Origin of the sequence: Pedobacter sp., from assembly GCF_041645105.1 — a bacterium.
Taxonomy (GTDB): Bacteria; Bacteroidota; Bacteroidia; order Sphingobacteriales; family Sphingobacteriaceae; genus Pedobacter.
The window spans coordinates 1-20,326 of record NZ_JBAZQQ010000009.1 but is presented as its reverse complement, the minus strand read 5'-3'; the positions used below and the strand labels follow the sequence as shown (position 1 = coordinate 20,326).

At 37.5% G+C, this 20,326-nt stretch carries 21 protein-coding genes; 20 read left to right on the top strand and 1 reads right to left on the bottom strand.

Going from position 1 to position 20,326, the window contains the following annotated elements:
• Positions 1-61 precede the first annotated feature (61 nt).
• From WC623_RS21795 to WC623_RS21735, 13 genes are all read left to right on the top strand, one after another.
• Complete coding sequence (locus WC623_RS21795; protein ID WP_372855120.1) at positions 62-1,870, top strand: hypothetical protein; 1,809 nt, start codon at positions 62-64, stop codon at positions 1,868-1,870.
• Positions 1,871-2,557: 687 nt separating this feature from the next.
• Positions 2,558-3,958 carry a choice-of-anchor Q domain-containing protein gene (locus WC623_RS21790; RefSeq protein WP_372855118.1) on the top strand — a complete coding sequence of 467 codons (1,401 nt, stop codon included), beginning with the start codon at positions 2,558-2,560 and terminating at the stop codon, positions 3,956-3,958.
• A gap of 89 nt (positions 3,959-4,047) precedes the next feature.
• Positions 4,048-4,344 (top strand): hypothetical protein, encoded by a 297-nt coding sequence (locus tag WC623_RS21785; RefSeq protein WP_372855116.1) that lies wholly within the window; start codon positions 4,048-4,050, stop codon positions 4,342-4,344.
• A 29-nt stretch (positions 4,345-4,373) separates the two neighbouring features.
• On the top strand, positions 4,374-5,324 hold the full coding sequence (locus WC623_RS21780) for a hypothetical protein (protein ID WP_372855114.1): 951 nt from the start codon (positions 4,374-4,376) through the stop codon (positions 5,322-5,324).
• 3 nt (positions 5,325-5,327) lie between these two features.
• Entirely contained in the window at positions 5,328-5,810 is a 483-nt protein-coding gene (locus WC623_RS21775; RefSeq protein ID WP_372855112.1) for a hypothetical protein, read from the top strand.
• Between the two features lie 35 nt (positions 5,811-5,845).
• Positions 5,846-6,265: a hypothetical protein gene (locus WC623_RS21770; protein ID WP_372855110.1), complete on the top strand. Its 420-nt coding sequence runs from the start codon at positions 5,846-5,848 to the stop codon at positions 6,263-6,265.
• Positions 6,265-7,188: a hypothetical protein gene (locus WC623_RS21765; RefSeq protein ID WP_372855108.1), complete on the top strand. Its 924-nt coding sequence runs from the start codon at positions 6,265-6,267 to the stop codon at positions 7,186-7,188. The genes WC623_RS21770 and WC623_RS21765 overlap by 1 nt, the downstream gene beginning before the upstream one ends.
• 66 nt (positions 7,189-7,254) lie before the next feature.
• Entirely contained in the window at positions 7,255-7,566 is a 312-nt protein-coding gene (locus WC623_RS21760; protein WP_372855106.1) for a non-histone chromosomal MC1 family protein, read from the top strand.
• 278 nt (positions 7,567-7,844) lie between these two features.
• Positions 7,845-8,075, top strand: a complete 231-nt coding sequence (locus WC623_RS21755; protein ID WP_372855104.1) for a hypothetical protein — start codon at positions 7,845-7,847, stop codon at positions 8,073-8,075.
• 366 nt (positions 8,076-8,441) lie between these two features.
• The gene (locus WC623_RS21750) at positions 8,442-8,585 is read left to right on the top strand and encodes a hypothetical protein (protein WP_372855102.1); all 144 of its coding nucleotides are present in this window, start codon (positions 8,442-8,444) and stop codon (positions 8,583-8,585) included.
• 98 nt (positions 8,586-8,683) lie between these two features.
• The gene (locus tag WC623_RS21745) at positions 8,684-8,893 is read left to right on the top strand and encodes a hypothetical protein (RefSeq protein WP_372855100.1); all 210 of its coding nucleotides are present in this window, start codon (positions 8,684-8,686) and stop codon (positions 8,891-8,893) included.
• Positions 8,894-9,138: 245 nt separating this feature from the next.
• Entirely contained in the window at positions 9,139-9,363 is a 225-nt protein-coding gene (locus WC623_RS21740; protein WP_372855098.1) for a hypothetical protein, read from the top strand.
• A gap of 679 nt (positions 9,364-10,042) precedes the next feature.
• A complete protein-coding gene (locus WC623_RS21735) occupies positions 10,043-10,729 on the top strand; it encodes a hypothetical protein (RefSeq protein ID WP_372855096.1) in 687 nt (228 codons plus the stop codon).
• A 41-nt stretch (positions 10,730-10,770) separates the two neighbouring features.
• Here WC623_RS21735 and WC623_RS21730 read toward each other — a convergent pair whose 3' ends face one another.
• Positions 10,771-12,012, bottom strand: a complete 1,242-nt coding sequence (locus WC623_RS21730) for a family 16 glycosylhydrolase (RefSeq protein ID WP_372855094.1) — start codon at positions 12,010-12,012, stop codon at positions 10,771-10,773.
• Positions 12,013-12,088: 76 nt separating this feature from the next.
• On the opposite strand from WC623_RS21730, the gene WC623_RS21725 reads away from it, so the two are divergent.
• From WC623_RS21725 to WC623_RS21695, 7 genes are all read left to right on the top strand, one after another.
• On the top strand, positions 12,089-13,519 hold the full coding sequence (locus WC623_RS21725; protein ID WP_372855092.1) for a NosD domain-containing protein: 1,431 nt from the start codon (positions 12,089-12,091) through the stop codon (positions 13,517-13,519).
• A 294-nt stretch (positions 13,520-13,813) separates the two neighbouring features.
• A complete protein-coding gene (locus tag WC623_RS21720) occupies positions 13,814-14,602 on the top strand; it encodes a LamG-like jellyroll fold domain-containing protein (RefSeq protein WP_372855090.1) in 789 nt (262 codons plus the stop codon).
• A gap of 177 nt (positions 14,603-14,779) precedes the next feature.
• Entirely contained in the window at positions 14,780-16,780 is a 2,001-nt protein-coding gene (locus WC623_RS21715; RefSeq protein ID WP_372855088.1) for a DNRLRE domain-containing protein, read from the top strand.
• A 4-nt stretch (positions 16,781-16,784) separates the two neighbouring features.
• Positions 16,785-17,210, top strand: coding sequence for a hypothetical protein (locus tag WC623_RS21710; protein ID WP_372855086.1), 426 nt, complete (start codon positions 16,785-16,787; stop codon positions 17,208-17,210).
• Positions 17,211-17,314: 104 nt separating this feature from the next.
• Positions 17,315-18,589 carry a hypothetical protein gene (locus WC623_RS21705; protein WP_372855084.1) on the top strand — a complete coding sequence of 425 codons (1,275 nt, stop codon included), beginning with the start codon at positions 17,315-17,317 and terminating at the stop codon, positions 18,587-18,589.
• Positions 18,586-19,482 (top strand): hypothetical protein, encoded by an 897-nt coding sequence (locus WC623_RS21700; protein WP_372855082.1) that lies wholly within the window; start codon positions 18,586-18,588, stop codon positions 19,480-19,482. Before WC623_RS21705 ends, WC623_RS21700 begins: the two co-directional genes overlap by 4 nt.
• A 35-nt stretch (positions 19,483-19,517) precedes the next feature.
• Positions 19,518-20,326, top strand: an 809-nt coding sequence (locus WC623_RS21695; RefSeq protein ID WP_372855080.1) for a hypothetical protein, incomplete at its 3' end; no start/stop codon positions are given.

Below are 20,326 nucleotides of genomic sequence, written 5' to 3'. Positions count from 1 at the left end.
ATTAATAGTAGATACTACTTTTCCTAAACCATACCATACCATTAATGAGCTAAGATAAAAAATGAAACCAACCGAAATTAAACCAATATTCAAGATATCATCACGTGATATCACGTTTTCAATCGAGTACTGTGGCCAGAACTATCCGATATCAATTCTGGATACACCGAATGCTTCTATTGCATGGAAAAAATTCCAACTCGGAGTAGAACAAATTAACGAAGTCCGAAAAGAACATGATGAACCCGAAATTACGTATTCGCCAACATTTCAGGCAAAACTCGAATCGGCGATGATAGATGTTAGAACAGAATTTGAAGCAGCAAGGAGCAACGCGAAATCAAAAAAAGAAGAACCCAAGAAATCCAAAAAACCCAAGACTATGCCATGTACTGCATGCGGCGGCGTGGGTTATCTCAATCCGGATGGAGAAACATACATTTGCGCGGCGTGTAAACACCAGTTCAATGAACAGGGTGAATACATAAAATATCCATGGTATGATGAGCCAAATGAATCAGAGTGGATTGCGACTGCTGGAAAAGACCTATATTCAATAGTATCGGATTACATCAAGGATCATGTAATTTTTCCAGAACCAATTCACTATCATCTGTATACTTTATGGTGCATCAGCACTTATAAAATGAAGCATTTTGATACTACTGGATATATGAATTTTGAAGCTGCTGGTAATGAAAAAGGCAAAACACGAGCATTAGAGATAGGTAAAGAATTATCATATCGTGCCGTACTTGCCACAAGACCGACTGTTGCATTCATAACAAAAGCACTTACCGATGGTGCCACTATTATGATTGACCAGGCTGAAAATACATTCTATGAACGAGATTACAGAACAGACGTATATGATGTCTGGACGTCTGGATATAAACGCGGGATATGTATGGGAAAGCTCAGTGCGGCAGACAAGGTCTCATATGATATTCGCGACACGTTCGGAGCAAAAGCCACATCAATGCAGGAAGATGCCAAAACGGATAACCCGATCAAAGCCAGGACATTCAATATTAAAATGCAGAAAGGTACACCACGGCGAAAAAAACTAGATCGTGAACGTGCAAAAGAAATCAGGAAACAACTTTACTGGTTCAAGAACCAGGAGATTGAATTTAATGGCGAGACTATTCTTGAAGGTCGCATTGCGGAGATTATTGACCCATTGATTTTCACAGCTCGAATGTTGAACTTAGAAGAAGAAGCAATCGGGAAACTGATGAAATATGCATTTGAGATGAAATATGAGAAGGCTGATGAATCCTCAATAACTCTTCCTTCACGTATTCTTGTAGCAATAGAAGGAACGTATGGCGTATATTCACAAGGTGAAGGAGAAAAATTATACATAACGTCAAAAATCGTGTATGATAACCTGAAAGAAAACTACCCCGAATTAGTAATCAACGCTAAACCACCTGTTACACCATCAAGAATCGGCACATTGATCAGCCAGATGGGATTCAAGAAACTTAAACATAGTAACCAGGGCAATATCTACAATATAGGAGATCCTAAAAATCTTGACGTTCTCGAAAAACTCAAAAAACAATACAGACCAGACTCCATGGAAGATGAGATTGAAGAGATATTTGACAGGTTTGAGGATGAAGGCAGGGATATTTCAGGGATGCGTGAAAGACTTCACAATAAAGACAATGTTCAGAAGCTCATACAATTGAAAGACTATTCAATCATGCTTGAGAAATCAGCTATGATGGCGCGGGAAAAGGCTGAAGAAGGACAAGAAGAATTCGTTGTTTTTGAACCTGACATGGAAGATCAAGATCAAGACCCCGAATTCACCAAACACCATGAAAAATATGCGCCAAAAGATGAGGAAACTGATTAACAATTGAACTTTTGCGTGTTCAACTGTTCAATTGTTCAACTTTATCCTTACTTTTTTAATTTTTTCATCTCAAAGAACCGCCAATTTTGCATCAGGTTGAATTTTCTTATGTTTCCTACCTTTTGTACGCACCCTACCCCAAAAACGCCTACAAACTCAAAATCAATACCACTGAATGCATTTTATGGTAGTGACAGGTGTGACAGCGAACACCCCGTCACCACCCCGTCACCTATCCCGTCACTTTTCACTTTTCAATATGCTAACCCACAATTTTCAATAAAAAACTCCTCGAAAGTGACGGAGTGACGGATTTTTTACCTTGTTGTAAGACATATACTTTTGACTAAATCTATTGTATTAAGAAGCATTATTCTGTGTGTATATATTATATATATAAAAAAATAGCCTACACTAAGGTTACTCCCAATTTCTTAATGGTTTTTCTTATTTATATAGTTATTCCACAAGACTAAAAATAAAAAACTTAATCGTATAGGTGTAGTTTTGTCGTCACTCCGTCACTTTTATACATATAATTAAGTATACACATATTGTTTTTATCATAGTGACGGGATAGGTGACAGGCGATGTGACAGTCACATAATTAACTTTATATCTCTAATGTTCATTTGATACAATATGACAAAACAAAGTAAATATAAAATTAAAAATTGGTATATAGTTGTGATATCAATATTGGTATTATTTGTTGCAGCAAGTATTGATATTCAAATGCCACCGATTAATCATAATAATACAACTCCAGTGCCTACTCCAACACCTGTTAGTGGTGCATTCTACGTAGCAACTAACGGAAACGATGCCAATCTTGGTACAGAAGCACAACCATGGAGAACTATTCAGAAAGCTGCTGACACATTGACAGCGGGACAGACAGTATATGTTAAGACAGGAACATACAATGAACAAGTAACTATACAGAATTCAGGCAGTGCTGATAATTGGATTACTTTTACTTCTTATCCTGGACAGACAGCTACGATTGATGGTGTAGGGATATCAATGGATCGTGCCAGTGGACGGTCTGCATTGATCCAGATTTATGGAAAAGATTATATTAGGATCAGTAACTTACGATTAATTAATTCTGACTGGGCAGCTTTTCTTGTAACAAGTATAGGAGGTGGACTTAAACCATCTTCAAATATTATATTCAGTAATAATTATATAGAGAAAACATGGGGAGCAGCCATCGTTATGATGGGACTGGGTAATGTACCAGCAAGGAATTTTATCGTTGATGGTAATACACTGGTTCAATCACATTATAGTGATGATGCCATAGCACATGAAGGTATATCAATTGGTGGAGATTTAGATGGGTTTGAAGTAAAAAATAACATAATTAGAGATAGTCTTCATGGAGCTATAGATGCAAAAGACGGTGCGCATAATGGTAAAATCTATAGAAATACGTGTACCACAACCACATATAGTTGTGTCTATATTGATGGATATGGTGGAGGAACATCCGATATTGATATATATGAAAATGTTGTACATGATATGAAAAGTCAAAATGTAGATGATGTAAGTAACGGATTTTCCGTTGCCTCTGAGCAGGGTGGAGGAGTTAGGAACATTAGGTTCTATAATAATATAGTTTATAACAATCCTGGGATAGCTTTTATAATCCCATGGTATAGTACGGGAACGATAGACAATGTATTGATATCAAGCAATACGTTTGTTAACAATGGTATAGGATGGTCACACAGAGGCGGAATAACGCTAGATTACCCACCCGCAACAAACATTGTAGTAAGAAATAATATCGTTAGCCAGAATAACCAGTACCAGTTATCAAATCGTGGTGTTAATGCCATATTCGAAAATAATCTAATCGATGGTTATAAAGGTTATACTTCAGAAGTTCGTGGTATATCTTATGTAGAAGGAAACCCATTATTTATGAATCTTAATACCGCGAATTTCCATCTTCAGGCATTATCACCGGCTATAAACAAAGGGTCACCCGTTAATGCACCAGCCGTAGATTTCGATGGTAGAACAAGACCTTATGGTTTAGGATATGACATGGGGGCATTTGAATACAGACCATAAGCACCAAGAAAAGCTTTATCTATTAAGAAATCTATTCCAGTAATTACTTATACACGTAAGTAATCATGAGATGTAACAAGTGTAGGTCATTGAACCTGGTCAAAACTGGAATAGAACGCACGTCAAAAGGCAAAAAAACCAGAATCAAATGTAAAGATTGTGGTAAAATAATGATTATAGTTCTACCCAGAACACCGTGTCCGACATGTGGAATAACAGTAAGAATGGGAAGTACACATGGAAAAATAAGTACTGATCTCGAAACTTTTCAGGAATTGATACCTTGTTCAATGAGTGGAAAATTTTGGGACGAACCAACAGACACAACTACAAATATACAGAAAAAAACAAAACCAAAATTAAAAGAATTAGGATATGAACTATGAGTGAATGTGCAGGTATCAAAGTTGGCAGTATGAATACTGCCATAGCTCTCCGTAATGGAGACGGGATCGAAACAAAGACAACACGAACATGCGTCCGATATCCAAAAGACCTATCAGGGAAAGAACTTTCACCAGTTGTTGGAGAACCAGCATCCTTATTTGCAGATGCCCAATTTCCACTGAACCTTGGTCTGGTTGAAACAGATGAGGGCATTCGGCACACAAAAGACATCCTTGCATCGTTTGATATTCCGCAGGGTATGAATATTATTCTTGCGGCACCGGCTGTCGAGATAGCAAAAGGAGAAAAACGTCTTGCACAGGCAGTGAAAGAAGTCTGCTTACCGACAAAAATTCGGATGTTCAGCGAGTGTCTGGCATCCGCAGTTGCGGTCTTAAATGACCCAAAACTAATTCTCGACTCTGCATTCTTCAGTATTAATCTCGGATCATCAACAACCGAATTCGGGTGTTTCAATTCAGGAACAAAAGAGCACCTATCTGCACATTCTGAAACATCAGGAAATCGCGTAGATCATGCTATCAGGAGCAGGATAGAGCGGTCAGTCGGAGACAGTATGTTTTCCCTTCATGACATACAAATCATGAAAGAATCATCATCCCTGAAGTCACCAAAGACCTTCAAAGTACCAGGTTTCTCTCGACATGGTAAGATTGAGAAAGATGTCTGTGAAGAAATTATCATCCCGTTGCAAGAATACGCAAATGGAGTAGCATCATTCGTAGCAGATGAAATTTACAGTAATGTACAGCCGCGTGTACGAAAACTTGCGCTCGATGAACCAATAATCATATCAGGTGGTATGGCAAACATCGAAGGTCTTCCGGAGCTTATAATTGAAAAGCTTTCGGAAAGAACAAAATGTAGAATAGAATTCAAATCATCTGGAACAAACAATCATATCGCTCCCGCAATCGGTGCTCTCCTGCTCTGTGAAGAGATCATGAAAGAAGACTGAGATATGTCCAAAACTATACTATTACTGTGTCTTTTATTTTTACTGATCCCATCGTCTTCTGCGTTACAACAATCGGTCGGTTCGCTGACCATTGATATATCAAAAACTCACATGGCATATTATGGTATCAGGAATGACCTGAACAAAACTGTAACCGTAACATTTACAACAACAGGGGACACTGCAAAATACCTAAAATATGAACCGGGGATTACGTTAAATGCCAGTGAGTCCAGATATGTCGTCATCTCAGTTCCATGGTATTATTATGCTGGTGACAAATCAGGCACGATTTATGCACTTACGGAAGGTGACAACGGACAGGTAAAAGTCAATATCCAACTAGGAAAAGAGATAAGTATCATAAACACACCACGTTATACATACATCATAATTGGAATTGGATTAATAACAATTCTTATGTTGATATTAAAAAACAGAAAACCAAAAAATAAGAAATATAAAATAAACAAGGTAAAAATATGAAAAAATTAATAGCAATATTATTACTTGTCATGATAATGACAGTACCGTTTGCGAGTGCAGATAGTGGAAACTTTGCCGTGGATACTACCATCGCTAGTCTTCAGGTATGCGGTAGACCATTCATTGGTATCACAGCACCAACCACAATTAACTTTGGATTATTGTATCCGGGATCCAGTACACAACAGACATTAACAGTAAATGCTACCGAATTCACCGATGGTACTTGCACCAATCAAGATATATCTGTTTTAATATCAGTAGTACCTTCACCATGGCTCACGGTGATTGGTGGTAATTCAAATACTGGCATTACAACCAGTGTTTCACCAACATCTCCTACTATCACAGTTAATACCACAGGAAGTAGCACATTCACGCTCACGGCCAATGTCGGTGCAGATGTAGTCCCAGCATCTTACACACAGACCATCACAGTAACAGCGACTTATTGATGAGAAAATTTTTTATTTTATTTCTTTTTTTACTACTTCCCATAGCATCGGCACTTAATACAACATCTTCGACATCTGCATCCCTGACAGTCCTGCCTCCATTTAACATTACACGTTCAGTAGATACTGACACATTCAATGTAACTGATTATTCGAGCCGGTTCGTAGTTACCTTGAAAATGATTGGAACATTTTCAAACTGGACACTTATTGAAACAATTCCACATGGTTTTAGTGCCGTTGTTCCAATTAACTCCGGTCTGAATATAACCACATCCGGAAACACAATCATATTTAGCAGTAATAATACCAAATATAAAAATATCACGCTTCAATATGCTTTGAGACATACTTCCGCGCCGAATGGAATATACGTACTGAGTGGTGTTTTTCGATCTTATGGTACCAATAAAACTATTTCATCTACACAATTTACATCATTTAAAGACAATACTTTGCGTATTTATCCTTCGCATCCGACAATATATAATTTTGATTCGTTATCCACACCAACACCTATTCCAACATCTTCCTTTATTCCATCAATAGTTACAGTAGCGCAGGAAGTATCATTTATTCCTGAACAAGTAGAATATGATAATAAATACTTAATCCCAATTATTTTATTTCTTCTTGTAGAACTCTTATTTTTCCTTCTAAGACCATTCCATAAAGAATTCCATGTATCTATCAAGGAATCCGGAGAAGTCTTTGTGAATGGCAAGGATGTCGGTGTAATCGAAGATTTAAAGTTCGGCCTGGATACAACAAAAATAATTTACACAAAAATGACTGGCGACCTAGCCAGTATAATAATCAACATTACTAACATCTCAAATTCTTATATCATCACTATCCGGCCGGATGGAAAATCACACGAAGGAAATGTGATTTTTACATCACGGAAACCGAAACTCTTTTAAACAAGTGATGTACTATCATGTTTGGCGTACTGGTTAATCGAAAATCAGTAACAAGAATGTGATAAAATGGCAGAAATCGAACCAGAAACAAATGATGAATGGCGAAATTTCGTTATCGTTGATAAAGATGGTAACGAATCCGGATCGTACAAGGGAAAACAACCCAGACAAGCCGCTATGAAAGTTGCGAGAACACTTGGTGGAACAAAAGAAAAACCAATAGAATTCAGTCTCCGTGAACGTGGTGTCAAACACAAACTCCACAAATTCACTGGATATGTAGAGGAAATCAAGACTCCTCCGGCTCTCGCAAAATTCATCAAGACCGCGACGATCAAAAAACCACACGTGAAAAAACTCGGAGTTGAAGTAATTTAAAACTCCGATTTTATTTTTTTTTCATACCATGGAATCCTTTAAACGCAAACAACTCATTCTCAAAACATGTATCGACATTGAAAATTCAAATGAAATAATAACCATTGACACAATCTTCAAAAGAATTGACTCAAAACTCACCAAACAGATAATCTCATCTGATATAAAAACAATGAACCCTGTATTGATACAATCCGGAAAAACTTTTATAATCACCGAAAAAGGAAGGAAATTATTTGAAAACGCTTGATAAAATCACCAAAATCAAATACACATCATTGGAACTTGAACTCGCACCAAAAGTATCCGATATCATCCGAAGCATCAACTTACTTCCAAATAACGATCCACAATTCACACGTGGCGCAAAGTTCGATGAACTCATGACAGAACTCCAAAAAAGAAAACTCATATATCCCGACACACAAATCATGAACCTTCTTACCAAACTTAAAAATGATGCTGTCCTTGCCAATATCGAAAAAAAGTGGTATTATGTGGTTGTTTAAATTTATCGACACACCTGTAATCGAACAGGTTTCCCCCTGCGATTCCAACTCATTTTCTAAGAATACTAATATAACAATAAAAGCATAGCATACGTTTATATACGTTGATTGCGTATAGTGTAGTATGGTATGTGATAATTTAGACACTACTCAAAAAGGAAGTTGCATTTGTAAGTATCAGGTTGAACTGAACACTTACGGTAAGACTTCTTTGAAATGTCCGAAGCAATACCTGAGGGGTGCAATAAGCCCGAATTGCTGGAGAAAACAAAAGGTGGAGATACAAGAAATGCTTAGTTTAAGTCATAACAGTGGAAATGAGAAATGTGCAGCAGAGATTGCGCGAACACGAAAGGAGAAAGCGAAATGAGCGAAGGACATGACTATGACACCACGAAGGGAATTGTTTTTGTGGTTGAATTGGATGGATATTATACAAAAGAACAGGCATTTGAACTGAGGAATAAGCTGATAGAGAAAGGATTCATGGCACACGTTGCGGAGGTATAAATGAGCGTGAAATATAAATGTGATTTTTGTGGAAGAAAAGTTGATGAAGTGAACGATGGTGGGGCATGTGAATCCTGCGCAGAAGAGAGTGAATAACCATGAGCGAAGAACTAAAATCAACATTGCTGGCATTGCCAGACAATATCGCAGAGATGGCTACAAAAATACTGGAATTACAGACGGATAAGAGCGTACTTGACGTACAGATTGCAGAGATCGAAACTGCTGTGAAGTTCCAGGTAGGAACAGACATAAACCTGAAGAACGATACTGCTCGCAGGGGTGCAATTCAGGACATGCTCAGTTAGAACAATGATTACACTCAAAAGCTGAAAGACCAGAAAGACAAAGCAAAACAACTTGAACTTGCGAGAATAGAGCACCAGCGGCGAAGGGATACCCAGAGCGTATTGATCGCAATTGCAGGGATGAGATAAATGAACTCATACAATTGTACTGAATGCGGAGCGCACTGCGTAATATCTATAGAATCTGAGGATAACATTAAGATCAAAAACAAAATATGCCCATTTCTTGGGGATAAATACGCATCTTGGAAATCGTTAGTGGAAATGGAGGAAGAATGATCATAACATGGACACCTGAAAAGAAAGACGCTGTATGTAAGTATCTTGATACAAAACTCAAAGAACTTGATGTAGATTGCGGCGAAATGATGCAACAGTCCGACAAATGCCAAGAAGAAGCAATAAACATCTTATCGGATTTGGTTGATGAGATTATCAAACCGGAAATGGAAGAGGAAGCGGAGGAATAATAGTATCTGGAATATGCTTAATAAACTTCAGTGATTTTGCTTCACCCGATGCTATTAAAGAAGCAGTAACTAAAATTTACAAAACCAATGAGAATATAATCAAGGGTATGTCTTACAGGCTATCTGCCTAGTCGGAGAAGGATTCACATTGCATTCTACTTGGAAAATTAAACTGGAACGGAGGATAATTTAAATATAAGAACGTACTTCTTATTAGCATGGGAATATTCCTAGATCAAGGGGGTAATCTCATTCGCACATAAATTGAATACAAATCCCATGCGATAGGACAAATGTCCCATGGCTTATCAAGCTATCGCATGGTTTAACTATTTATATTCATAACACGTAGGTGCAAATATTGTAAGATACAATAAATAAAGAGGAAAAATAATATGACAGATTGTAGAAAAAGCAAGAAAAAAATGACTCAGACAGAAAGACAAGAGTGTGCGGGAAAAAGAGCAAACGCAAAAAGAAAGAAGGGGTTAAAGTCTACTGGATGGGATTAATAAATGTCAAAATAGGCATGGAAGAGTTCCATGGCTTATCAAGCTATCGCATGGTTTAATTTTTATAAGATACTTCCTTTCCCAATTTTTGACAATTAGTATAACCAGATATAAATATCCAAACATCTAATACTATATCTATGTTCACTTGTCAATATTGCCCACGATTGCCACCGTTCCCAAATCAATTTCTTTTAGACCAGCATACACAGATGTATCATCGAGGTGGATATCCGGAAGCACAGCAAATGACAATCACCGATAAGGGGAAACCGGAGTTAAAAGCTCTTGAACATTCACTTGCTGCAATGCGTGATAAAATACAAAAAGCAAATCCGCAGGCAATGCCTATTCCAATATCTGCAACTAAACCACGTGAACAAATTACATCTTTACCAAGAGGATGGGTCAAGAAATCAGATAACCAATATGTTTTTGACCAGGAAATTCACCGCAACAACACACCATTCCAGACCACTGTCATAACAGTAAGTGCAGAACTTAACCCACGACATGGTACAATTACAGAACATCGATACGAACGTGATTTAACGGAACTACAGAGAGAAAAAGATAAGGATACTGTTCTTGAATCTCGCCTTAGTGCATTGACCACATCAGATCCAAAATTTCATCAAATATCTACAGAGTTATATAAGACAAAAGACCGTATCGCAAAATTATCCCGTGACATAAAACCAGATGCGTATCACACTCTCGTACTCGAAGATTACTATCGTTTTGATATCGGAACAAATGAAAACACAGAATGGATGAAACAATTTATGGATAAAACATTGTCAGAATGTCAACGATTAACAGAAAATCATAAAAAAATTCAACCTATTGCTTAATTTTTATTCAGAAAAATAATTTTAGAAGGGAAAATTCCCCTCTAATTTTTCTGATAAATCCTTACATAATCTATATCCATATAAGCGGGCAATACACTACTACTAGCACAATCAGGCCAAGTAGAACCACAAGTTCCACTCCATGCACCCGCGCCAATTTTCATTGGATATGATGAATATAATTGATTTGCGGTCTTCTTTAATACACCATCAATATACCATCTAAGTGTTGTTCCTTCCCACTCAAATACATAAGTATGAAAACTCGTATCCCAAGTATCACCAATTACTTGTGTTACATCATATTTTGGATCGGTTGAAGTTCCGTATATTTGTTGGATATAATTTATTGTTCGTCGTTTTCCAATATTTTCAGTGATTATAATTTCTGGTGGCCATTTATGTGGGTTTCCATATAATCCAATATAACCATCAGTTCCGAATCCTTTAGGCATTTTGGCTCTAACTTCCCATCTTCCTTGTGTTAGAGTTGAACACTTTGTGTCCGGTTCATTATCAAGCCCTCCACCGATATACTTTTTACCCGTTAATGGATTCATAGCAATACCAAGATGTAAGATTCCATTACTTACTGTTGTCATACTTGACATGAATCTTGTGTCTGATGTTGCACCATTCTGATCATAAGAACTATAGACTTTCCATTTTGCCGGATCTATAGGAGCATTAAATTCCTCTCCACATAACAAAGTCCACCCCGATGGTGTAGGTGTAGGAGTTACTGCGCTTTTCAAATTTAATATTACATCATCCACCCATAATGTGCCAGGACCATATAGCCTAAATTCGACTCTTACAAAGGCAGTATTTGCGGGTGCAACACCCTGAGCTGTAACCTGTGTCCATACTGAAGTGGGTAATACAGATATAGATTCATAACTTCCTAGATAACCCTGTCCCGAATTCCAGAAAGTAATGACAAATTTCCCGTATGAACCCGTACCAGTATCCTTCATCCATACAGACCCGGAATAAGTTTGTCCGGCCTGCGCAGATATAACATTTGTTTTACTCATCCAACGTGAGAAAGCACCAGATGTTTGTTTAGATGATATTTTTAATGAGTGAGTTCCAAAATGCGCTGTCGCCAAATCCCAGAGAAAAACACTGTTACCATTTGTGTAATAACTCGTTGTAGGATTGGTTTCAAAACTTGGGTTCGGAGCCAATGAAGCCGGTGTGTTTCCTATCGATGCCACCACTAACGATGCTAATAACGTCAATGATAAAACTACAATCAATATTTTTGTATGTTTGACCATATTATTCCGTAGTACCTAATATGGTTTAAACCTATCGAACAATAACTTAATATATTAATCCAATACTAATTTGGTTATGAAAAAAATTAAATCATATTTATTTTGTATTGTTATGATATTACTCACAACATTTACAGTATCGGCAACACCAATAAATACATGCACCAGAATATCCGTACCTGGCGAATATATACTTATTCAAGATATATTAAATAGTGACATTCCAAATTGTATTACAATAGCCGCAAACGATGTAGTTTTCGACGGTGCAGGTCACATAATTGATGGAGACGGACAAACAAACTATGGAATATTAACCAATGGTATTGTTGGTACCGTTATAAAAAATGTGAATCTTCGTGATTGGAATACGCGTTCTATTAACATAATCAGTTCTAATAGTGGTTTTTTCGAGAACATTACAATAAGCGGTGGAGACTTTGATGGATTCTACCTGAAAACATCAAATAATAACACACTTCGGAACATTACAGTGGTTGGAAGTGGTCACGTCGGATTTACTTTCGATAGTTCATATGGGAATAGACTAAGCAATTCTTTATTTCAGCATAATCCATGGGAAGATTTCGATATTTACATTACTGGAGGAATTGCATCCTGTGACAATGTAGTATCAAATGTTTCACTTACAAAACACCAATTACATTATTACAACAGTTCCGTAACCCTGCGAAATGAAGTAGTTGGATCTTTATACCTCTGTAACGCAGACAATTCCCTGATTGAAAATGTTATCGTGGACTCTACAAACGAACAAAATAGTATTTCAAATTACTATGTTGAAAATTCCGTTTACAGAAACATAACAACAATTGGATTAAGAGAAGCGATTTTCTTCAAGAATTCCGAAGACAACGAAGTTATAAACATTGTTATGAGAGACGGATGGAATGGTATTTCTTATTCAACCGGAACGCGTAACATAAATTACAACAATGCTACCATATACAATATGAGTGGTCGAGCCGTGCGTATTTACGGCGAATCGTCAAGTAATATAATTCGAAATTCTCGTTTCTACAACAATGCAGTGGGTATATACATCAATACCATGGGCAAGAATGGGGCAAACACAATCTATAACTCATATTTTAACAATACTCAAAACATAGAATGGGGCATACCGGATTTCTTTGGTAATGGAATAGTATATTTCAATAACTGGAACATTGCCAAAACACCAGGCACCAACATCATCAGCGGTCTTTACCTCGGCGGCAACTTCTGGGCATCTCCATCAGGAAATGGATACAGTCAAATCTGTGATGATTCCGATTCTGATGGTATTTGTAACATTCCATACACTGTAGGAACGCAAAACATTGATTATTTCCCATTGAGTTCATCAACAAATACCCCACCACCGACTCCACCACCCACACCAACCAATACACCACCACCGCCACCACCAATAACACCATCTAAATGGGCAATCGTTATACTGGTAATAATAATATCCACGGTTATTTTCACAAGAAAAAAGTAAAGTGTTTACACTTCTTTATTTTTTAAAAATTCTTTCCGATTATACCGATTTTATAAATACAAACCTATATATACAACTTTGAATAATAATTGATTATTAGTTTATTATAAAGGACGTGAATTAAATTGAATGAGAAAACAAATTGTTACTGTCAAAAATGCGGATTTAAGTGGTATTCCCTTAAACTTGCAACAAAAGGAGTCCCACCAACAGAATGTGCATCATGTAAATCATACAAATGGAATGAACCACGAAAAATAACACGTAGTAGAAGATAGGAAGAAGTGATACAACATGCCGCCCAGTAAAAATAATGGTTTATTTAGAAATACGCTTCTCGGAGTATTATTCGTGGTTGCAGTTGTAGCTTTTTGGCAGTTTTCCGCTCCCTACATTCCACCCACTAATAATACTACTCCAACACCTACACCCACTCCCACCTTTACATCAACCCCAACACCAACCAATACACCACCTGTAGAAACTGTAAAAGCATTCTGGAAATTTAACGAGAACAATGGAACAATAGCTACCGACTCGTCAGGAAATGGTCATTCAGGAACAATAATTAACGGTGTTTATTCGGTCGGTGTGGAAAGTTCATCTGCTATATCACTTAATGGTAACGGATATGTAGAAATCCCTGCTTCCGGATCTCTGAGTGGTGGGAACAAGATTAAAATAAGCGCATGGGTCAAACCAGTTTTGGGAACAAGAGGTGCTATCATTTCCAATTGGTATTACCAATATGCAAGCAACACAAATCAACGATCATATGTACTGGTAATCGAACCAAATGGTGCCGTTTCATTTGCACTGTCCCCGGATGGAACATCCAATAACGCATATTGGCTTACATCAAGTACTATCTTACAAAGTGGTGTATGGACACTTGTAGAAGCAGAAAATGACGGAAATACTATGAAAATCAAAATAAATAACGTTATCGATCCGAACAGTCGCTCTGCTCCATACGCAATATTCCAGTCAAATCATAATGCATACATTGGTGCATGGGACGCAAACGGAGCCATGGGAGAATTCTACAATGGTTTGATTGACGAGTTAAAAATCACCGGATAATAGGTAATCACAATGGAACCAATTCCCAAAACAATAAAAAGAATCACCATTCTTATACTATTGTTAATCTTATTTACATTAATTGGATCAGCAGGTTTAGTATCACCATGTACAAATGTTTGTACAGTTGGAGATAATGGAGATGTTAATTATTTAATTGATCACAGCCAAGATGAAATGGAGATTAATCAGGCAGTTCAGCAAGTTGCAATTGGTGCAACTACACAAAATAAAGGAATTGTGATATTGAAAGAAACAATAAGACCTTATGAATTTACGAATCCTATTCGTTTGAATAAAGAAAATGTCATCTTGAAAGGTGAAACAACAATTACCCAAGCAGATGGGAATCAAAAAGTGACATTGAGGATGTCGAGAGATGCACCAAATCTAGGGTTCTATCCAGGATTTATAGCAATTGAAACAAATAACATTGAGGTTAGAAACCTTCACTTTAATGGGAATGTAACTCCTAATTATGGGTTTAATGGTTTTTGGGAAGGGTTGAATAATTATAGAGGTTATGAAGTAATTTACGTTGGTATATGGAGACAAACTGAATCGGCAAACCCATTATCAGTATCAAATATAATTATAGAAGATATTTCAGCATATGATACTCCAAGCGATACTATTTATGGGACAGCACGTAATATTGTAGTACGTAATATTAGAAATGTTCATATAGGACACTCTGGTATAGATATTAGGGGATGGTCGCCAAATACAAATCTTTTAATTGAAAATATATATTGTCATGATATTTTAAATGCGTGTGTACGATTTAGAGTAATTGACGGTGCTATAGTTCGGAATATATATTCTGATTATTATGGTGGTGAGCCTTTACCAAAATCCGCAACGTTACCAAATGGTAAGCCGTATTATAATCAAGATGGTATAGAACTGTGGCAAGAATATGATACTGGAAAAATGCAAAACGTATATGTTGAAAATGTTGTCGTAAAGAATCCATCGTATCAAGGTATAATAGTAGTACAGGATCCTACGATAATGACATCGATATTTCGTAATTTAACATTTAAAAATATATATATAGATTGTACGCCTACACAATGGAGTACAAATCCATGTAATACGGAATCTGGTTCATCAGATTCTCTAGTAGGTGGTGCTGATAAAGCTGGAGCAATACGTTTACAAAACGTTGAAAGTGTTACCTTTGATGATGTAACAACGATTGGAAGAAGATATGGAATTAGGGCAGTAAATTATATGCCTACTCCATCTAGCATCACTATAAAAAATAGTGAGATTAATAATGCTCTTGAATGTGGAATAACTACAGTAAGAGGAAATTCAAATTACATATGGCATGTAGATAATAATAATTTTTGGAACAATAAAGCCAATGTGTGTGGTTATGTTCAACTCGGTACTGGAAATACATATAATAATCCAGGAACACCAACACCCCCACCCACTGTTATTCCTACTTATACTGTTTCCCCAACAATTTCTCCAACAATCCAGCCCACCGGGTCACAAACACCAATTCCAACAACTGGGATTTTCCCAATCGCAGACACAAGTATAAAAAGTGGTCAGCCAAGTCTAAATAGAGGTGGAATACCCTGGATAGATGTTGGAACTCTGGCCGGATCTGGATATGGCAATTACAGAGGTCTTTTAATGTTCGATATTCTAGGAACACCGGCAAACACTACCATCAAGTCAGCTACACTTCGTCTGAAATACGAGGGAGATAATAGAAATACACCGACTACAGTAGGAGTATATCGTCCATCTTCTTCCTGGAACTCGGCCTCTACATGGAATTCATTCACGCCAGCAGGAGGTTCATGGTATGACAAGAACGGAGTATCTTTTGGTACAACTCCATATTCTCAAGTAATCCATCCACTCGGTTCAAATGCAGATATAAACTTAGATGTAACCGCACTTGTCCAATCTTATACAGATGGTACATATCCAAATACTGGATTTTTCCTCAAAGCAAACGAGATTGAAAGTTCATACTTGACATTCCATAGTTCCGAAGCGTCAGAAAGTCTTCGGCCATTACTGATTATTGAATACAATACCGGTATCACACCAACACAATTAAATAATGATATATATGCATTGATAGTATTATTATCAGTGCTTGGAATAGTATATGTAAACGGAATGGGAAATAAGAAGAAACGGAGATAATAAAATGGAACCAAAACAACCTATATGGATTATGTTTATAGCAATAATAGCCACAATCTACCTCGCATTAATCACAATCCCAATCAGTGATAAAACCAACGATGTCTATCTTGACATGACCATCACCAAACCAATAAACGTCGTAATCCCTCAACCTCTTGAGTTCTCTGATGTCACTGCAACCGTAAAGCGCAGTACATTTCTCGAATCTCCAAATCTCGGATGTCTAATCGGATGTTCAGGAACCATAAAATTAACTGCATCCACTCCATCAGTTACGACCACAAAAAACCTTGACCCTATCTACATCACATCGTCGGTTTCAACACGTATAGTCCTCAAGAAAGTTCCACTCACTGAAAAAACAGTCACTCTCAAACTCTTTGAAAATAATGTTGTCACATCCACAAAAGAGGTAATCATACCATGAAGACAGAACACATAGTAATCATCGCAACCCTGCTAATCGTAGCAGTTCTATTTGCATCATCTGAACTCGCACCCAACACCGCATCAATAATAGGTGTGGACTACGTGCCCATAACCCTCAATTTCGGTTCACATGGTTCTTCAACTGAAAAATATTACCTCATTCATGCAATTGTAGGTTCCCGACGAGATGCATTCCAGGTAATCCTCCCGAAAGACACAGTTATCGACCTCGGCAACAATCAGCTCATCAAAAATTCCAATGAAGTGGTAGTTAAAATAGACCCCCGTAATCCAACACAGACAACAACATTAACAAAGGGCACACTGCTAAAATATACTAGTAGCTATGACATTTGGTACGGATATCAGAAAACAACACCTAACTATTTTGATGTTAATGGCGCAAACTGGCTCACAACAGCACGCTATGCGATTTCCACATATAATAACAATGCATTGATGTCATCTCAGGATGTCAACGTGAATTATCAATCTCCACAGGAAATCAACCTTGGTAATATCTATGTTGAGAACCTCGGCATTCTTCCGAATGGCCTAAGTGTTCCATCAGGAGACTATGTGGTAGCGCAAGACAAATCATCTACGTACAAATTCTATAGATGGGACTCACTGAATACAATAGTCTCAAGGTTCAATGACTATGTCGATATTCATGGTTTATCCGAATGGGGACTCTGGTCTCCTGTTGTCACCTGGCAGAATGTTATAGATAAAATGTCATCGCTGGGTTATCAATTCAACCCAGAAACAACACAAGGTACAGTATCAATATCATATCTAGGCACTGAGCCAAATAAGGTTACACTAACCCTTCCAACAGGGTCATATTCAGGTGAAATACTCATCTATGTACCTCAATCAGTCGCGGATGGCATAATCATCATTAAGCAGCAGAGCAAAGGAGTAATCACATCTGCACCAGATATTCCAACAATTGATGAAAATCACCCCGTGGGCTACTCTGTCCGTGTCAAAAATGTAGGAAGTTCAGACTATATTGGTGTCAGTATGTCCTGTAATAATTACAATGTGAATGGAAATACCCGCGTCCTATTCAACGAAAATGAAGAAAAGACTTTCCCCTTCACTCTGACCGCTCTTGAAACCACGACTACCACTCGTGTTCCATGCACTGTATTGGCAGATGGAACAGCTCTATCAGGTGGAGATGATACGAAAACAGTATACGGTACAATCAATAACGTGGCAAATCCCACCCCGACTTCGGGAACCACACCAGTACCCAATACAATAAATGCGGAATTCATAAACTGGTATGATACCCCACAAGCAGTTTTATTACTGTTTACAGTCATCACTCTGATATTCTTACTATATTATAGGAGAAAACAATGAATAAACTTAATACATGTTTCAAAATCTTGCTAATTATAGCACTAGTAACCGTAACTGCGTCGGCTTCACCACAAACAGTTAGTGTAGTTGTACATGGTGGCGGAGATGTTCAAGTATTTAAAAATCAGGGTTACATGGATACTGTAACTACCACTGGTTCTTTTCAATTCGACACATCTGATCAAATTGGATTAGTCCCAAGACCAAATGCTGGATGGCGATTACAAGGTCTATGTGATGTGTTCGAATGTATAACAGGATCTTACTGGGGAGGACTGTATCAAGGTTTGTCGATTTATACAGTAACCGCCACATTTGTTCCGATTAGTGTAACACCTACACCTACCACTCCACCACCAGATGTTTGGAGTGTAGATGTTTCAGTGTCAAATGATTTAGTACAAATTGGAGCATGTATAGGTTCCGGGGGAGGTTATTACAAACTAAAATCAGCATCCAATACAATTTTAAGAAGTAATTTTCTTGAATCCAATATGTGCAGGTCATATACTGAATCAAAATCTTACTTGTATTCAATTGAACACGGAAATTGGATTGCTTATGCTACAGACACATCCGGAACAATAAAAGCTTTCAAATCATTCAGTGTTGACCCTATAGTAACTCCAACTACTCCACCACCGACATCATCTCCCACACCACCCTGGACACCACCACCGACTCCACCACCGACATATACACCACCACCCACTCCCACACCAACCAATACTCCAATTCCACCATGCCCGGATGGCTTATCTTGGGATGGAACTCAGTGTGTAGTCGAACCCCCACCTAGCGACAATATCTGGCTAGTCTGGGCAGCAGGAATAATAGGACTTGGCACAGTTGTCTATTTCACAATCAGGAAACCCAAAAAAGGAAATAAATGAAAAAAACATCTGCTAAAAATAACTATGCATTAATAGTGGTCGGAATTTTATTATCCGCCACTATACTTTTCATGTTATTTGGTTCAGTTATTACCAATCTCACAACAGGAAGCTTAATTCAATTCGGAAATAGAATAGACACATTTGCCAATTATAACGGAAAATGTGGCAGTGGAACATCAAATACTATTTATTATACAATTAATGACGGTGATCCTAAATATGGCACCATACAAGTCCCATGCTCCGCACCAGATGGACTCAAATATCTGAAAGATGCAGTATTGGGATATGCGGCGGGTACTATATATGACACAATATATTTCAACAATATTTTGCATCAGTCACCACAATATAATCCCGACCTACCCACCCAATCATACACAACAGATGTTTCGCCAGTAGGAAGCACTAACATCAATGCGATCACTAACGTTCCGATAAATATTCCACTAACATTAAAAATGTTTCCACAAGATACCATGTCCAGTGATGGCAGCATGACCATTGGATGGTATAAGATCACGATATTTGATTCATTCATGAATCCGATAAAAGACCATAATTGGATTCAATTCACAGAACCATACACAAATAAAACAATAGATTTTGGTTTTAACCCCATGTATGAAACGACTTATTACATTGCTCTCACTAGCGTGAAACAAAACTATACCTTCATAAGCAATATATGGAATATAACAGAGGAATTCGATTCACGTGATTTGAAACAAATAACATCCAGACTATCATTTTCAACTCCAACACCCACATCTACACCACCAACACCATGCCAAACGGGACAAATATGGGATGGTACGAAATGCACATTGGAAACACAACT

What these genes read in the sequence shown, in the direction of transcription:
- WC623_RS21795 (WP_372855120.1), top strand. Translation starts at nt 62, where the DNA reads ATGAAACCAACCGAAATTAAACCAATATTCAAGATATCATCACGTGAT.
- WC623_RS21780 (WP_372855114.1), top strand. Translation starts at nt 4,374, where the DNA reads ATGAATACTGCCATAGCTCTCCGTAATGGAGACGGGATCGAAACAAAG.
- WC623_RS21775 (WP_372855112.1), top strand. Translation starts at nt 5,328, where the DNA reads ATGTCCAAAACTATACTATTACTGTGTCTTTTATTTTTACTGATCCCA.
- WC623_RS21770 (WP_372855110.1), top strand. Translation starts at nt 5,846, where the DNA reads ATGACAGTACCGTTTGCGAGTGCAGATAGTGGAAACTTTGCCGTGGAT.
- WC623_RS21765 (WP_372855108.1), top strand. Translation starts at nt 6,265, where the DNA reads ATGAGAAAATTTTTTATTTTATTTCTTTTTTTACTACTTCCCATAGCA.
- WC623_RS21760 (WP_372855106.1), top strand. Translation starts at nt 7,255, where the DNA reads ATGGCAGAAATCGAACCAGAAACAAATGATGAATGGCGAAATTTCGTT.
- WC623_RS21750 (WP_372855102.1), top strand. Translation starts at nt 8,442, where the DNA reads ATGAGCGAAGGACATGACTATGACACCACGAAGGGAATTGTTTTTGTG.
- WC623_RS21745 (WP_372855100.1), top strand. Translation starts at nt 8,684, where the DNA reads ATGAGCGAAGAACTAAAATCAACATTGCTGGCATTGCCAGACAATATC.
- WC623_RS21730 (WP_372855094.1), bottom strand. Translation starts at nt 12,012, where the DNA reads ATGGTCAAACATACAAAAATATTGATTGTAGTTTTATCATTGACGTTA.
- WC623_RS21725 (WP_372855092.1), top strand. Translation starts at nt 12,089, where the DNA reads ATGAAAAAAATTAAATCATATTTATTTTGTATTGTTATGATATTACTC.
- WC623_RS21720 (WP_372855090.1), top strand. Translation starts at nt 13,814, where the DNA reads ATGCCGCCCAGTAAAAATAATGGTTTATTTAGAAATACGCTTCTCGGA.
- WC623_RS21715 (WP_372855088.1), top strand. Translation starts at nt 14,780, where the DNA reads ATGGAGATTAATCAGGCAGTTCAGCAAGTTGCAATTGGTGCAACTACA.
- WC623_RS21710 (WP_372855086.1), top strand. Translation starts at nt 16,785, where the DNA reads ATGGAACCAAAACAACCTATATGGATTATGTTTATAGCAATAATAGCC.
- WC623_RS21700 (WP_372855082.1), top strand. Translation starts at nt 18,586, where the DNA reads ATGAATAAACTTAATACATGTTTCAAAATCTTGCTAATTATAGCACTA.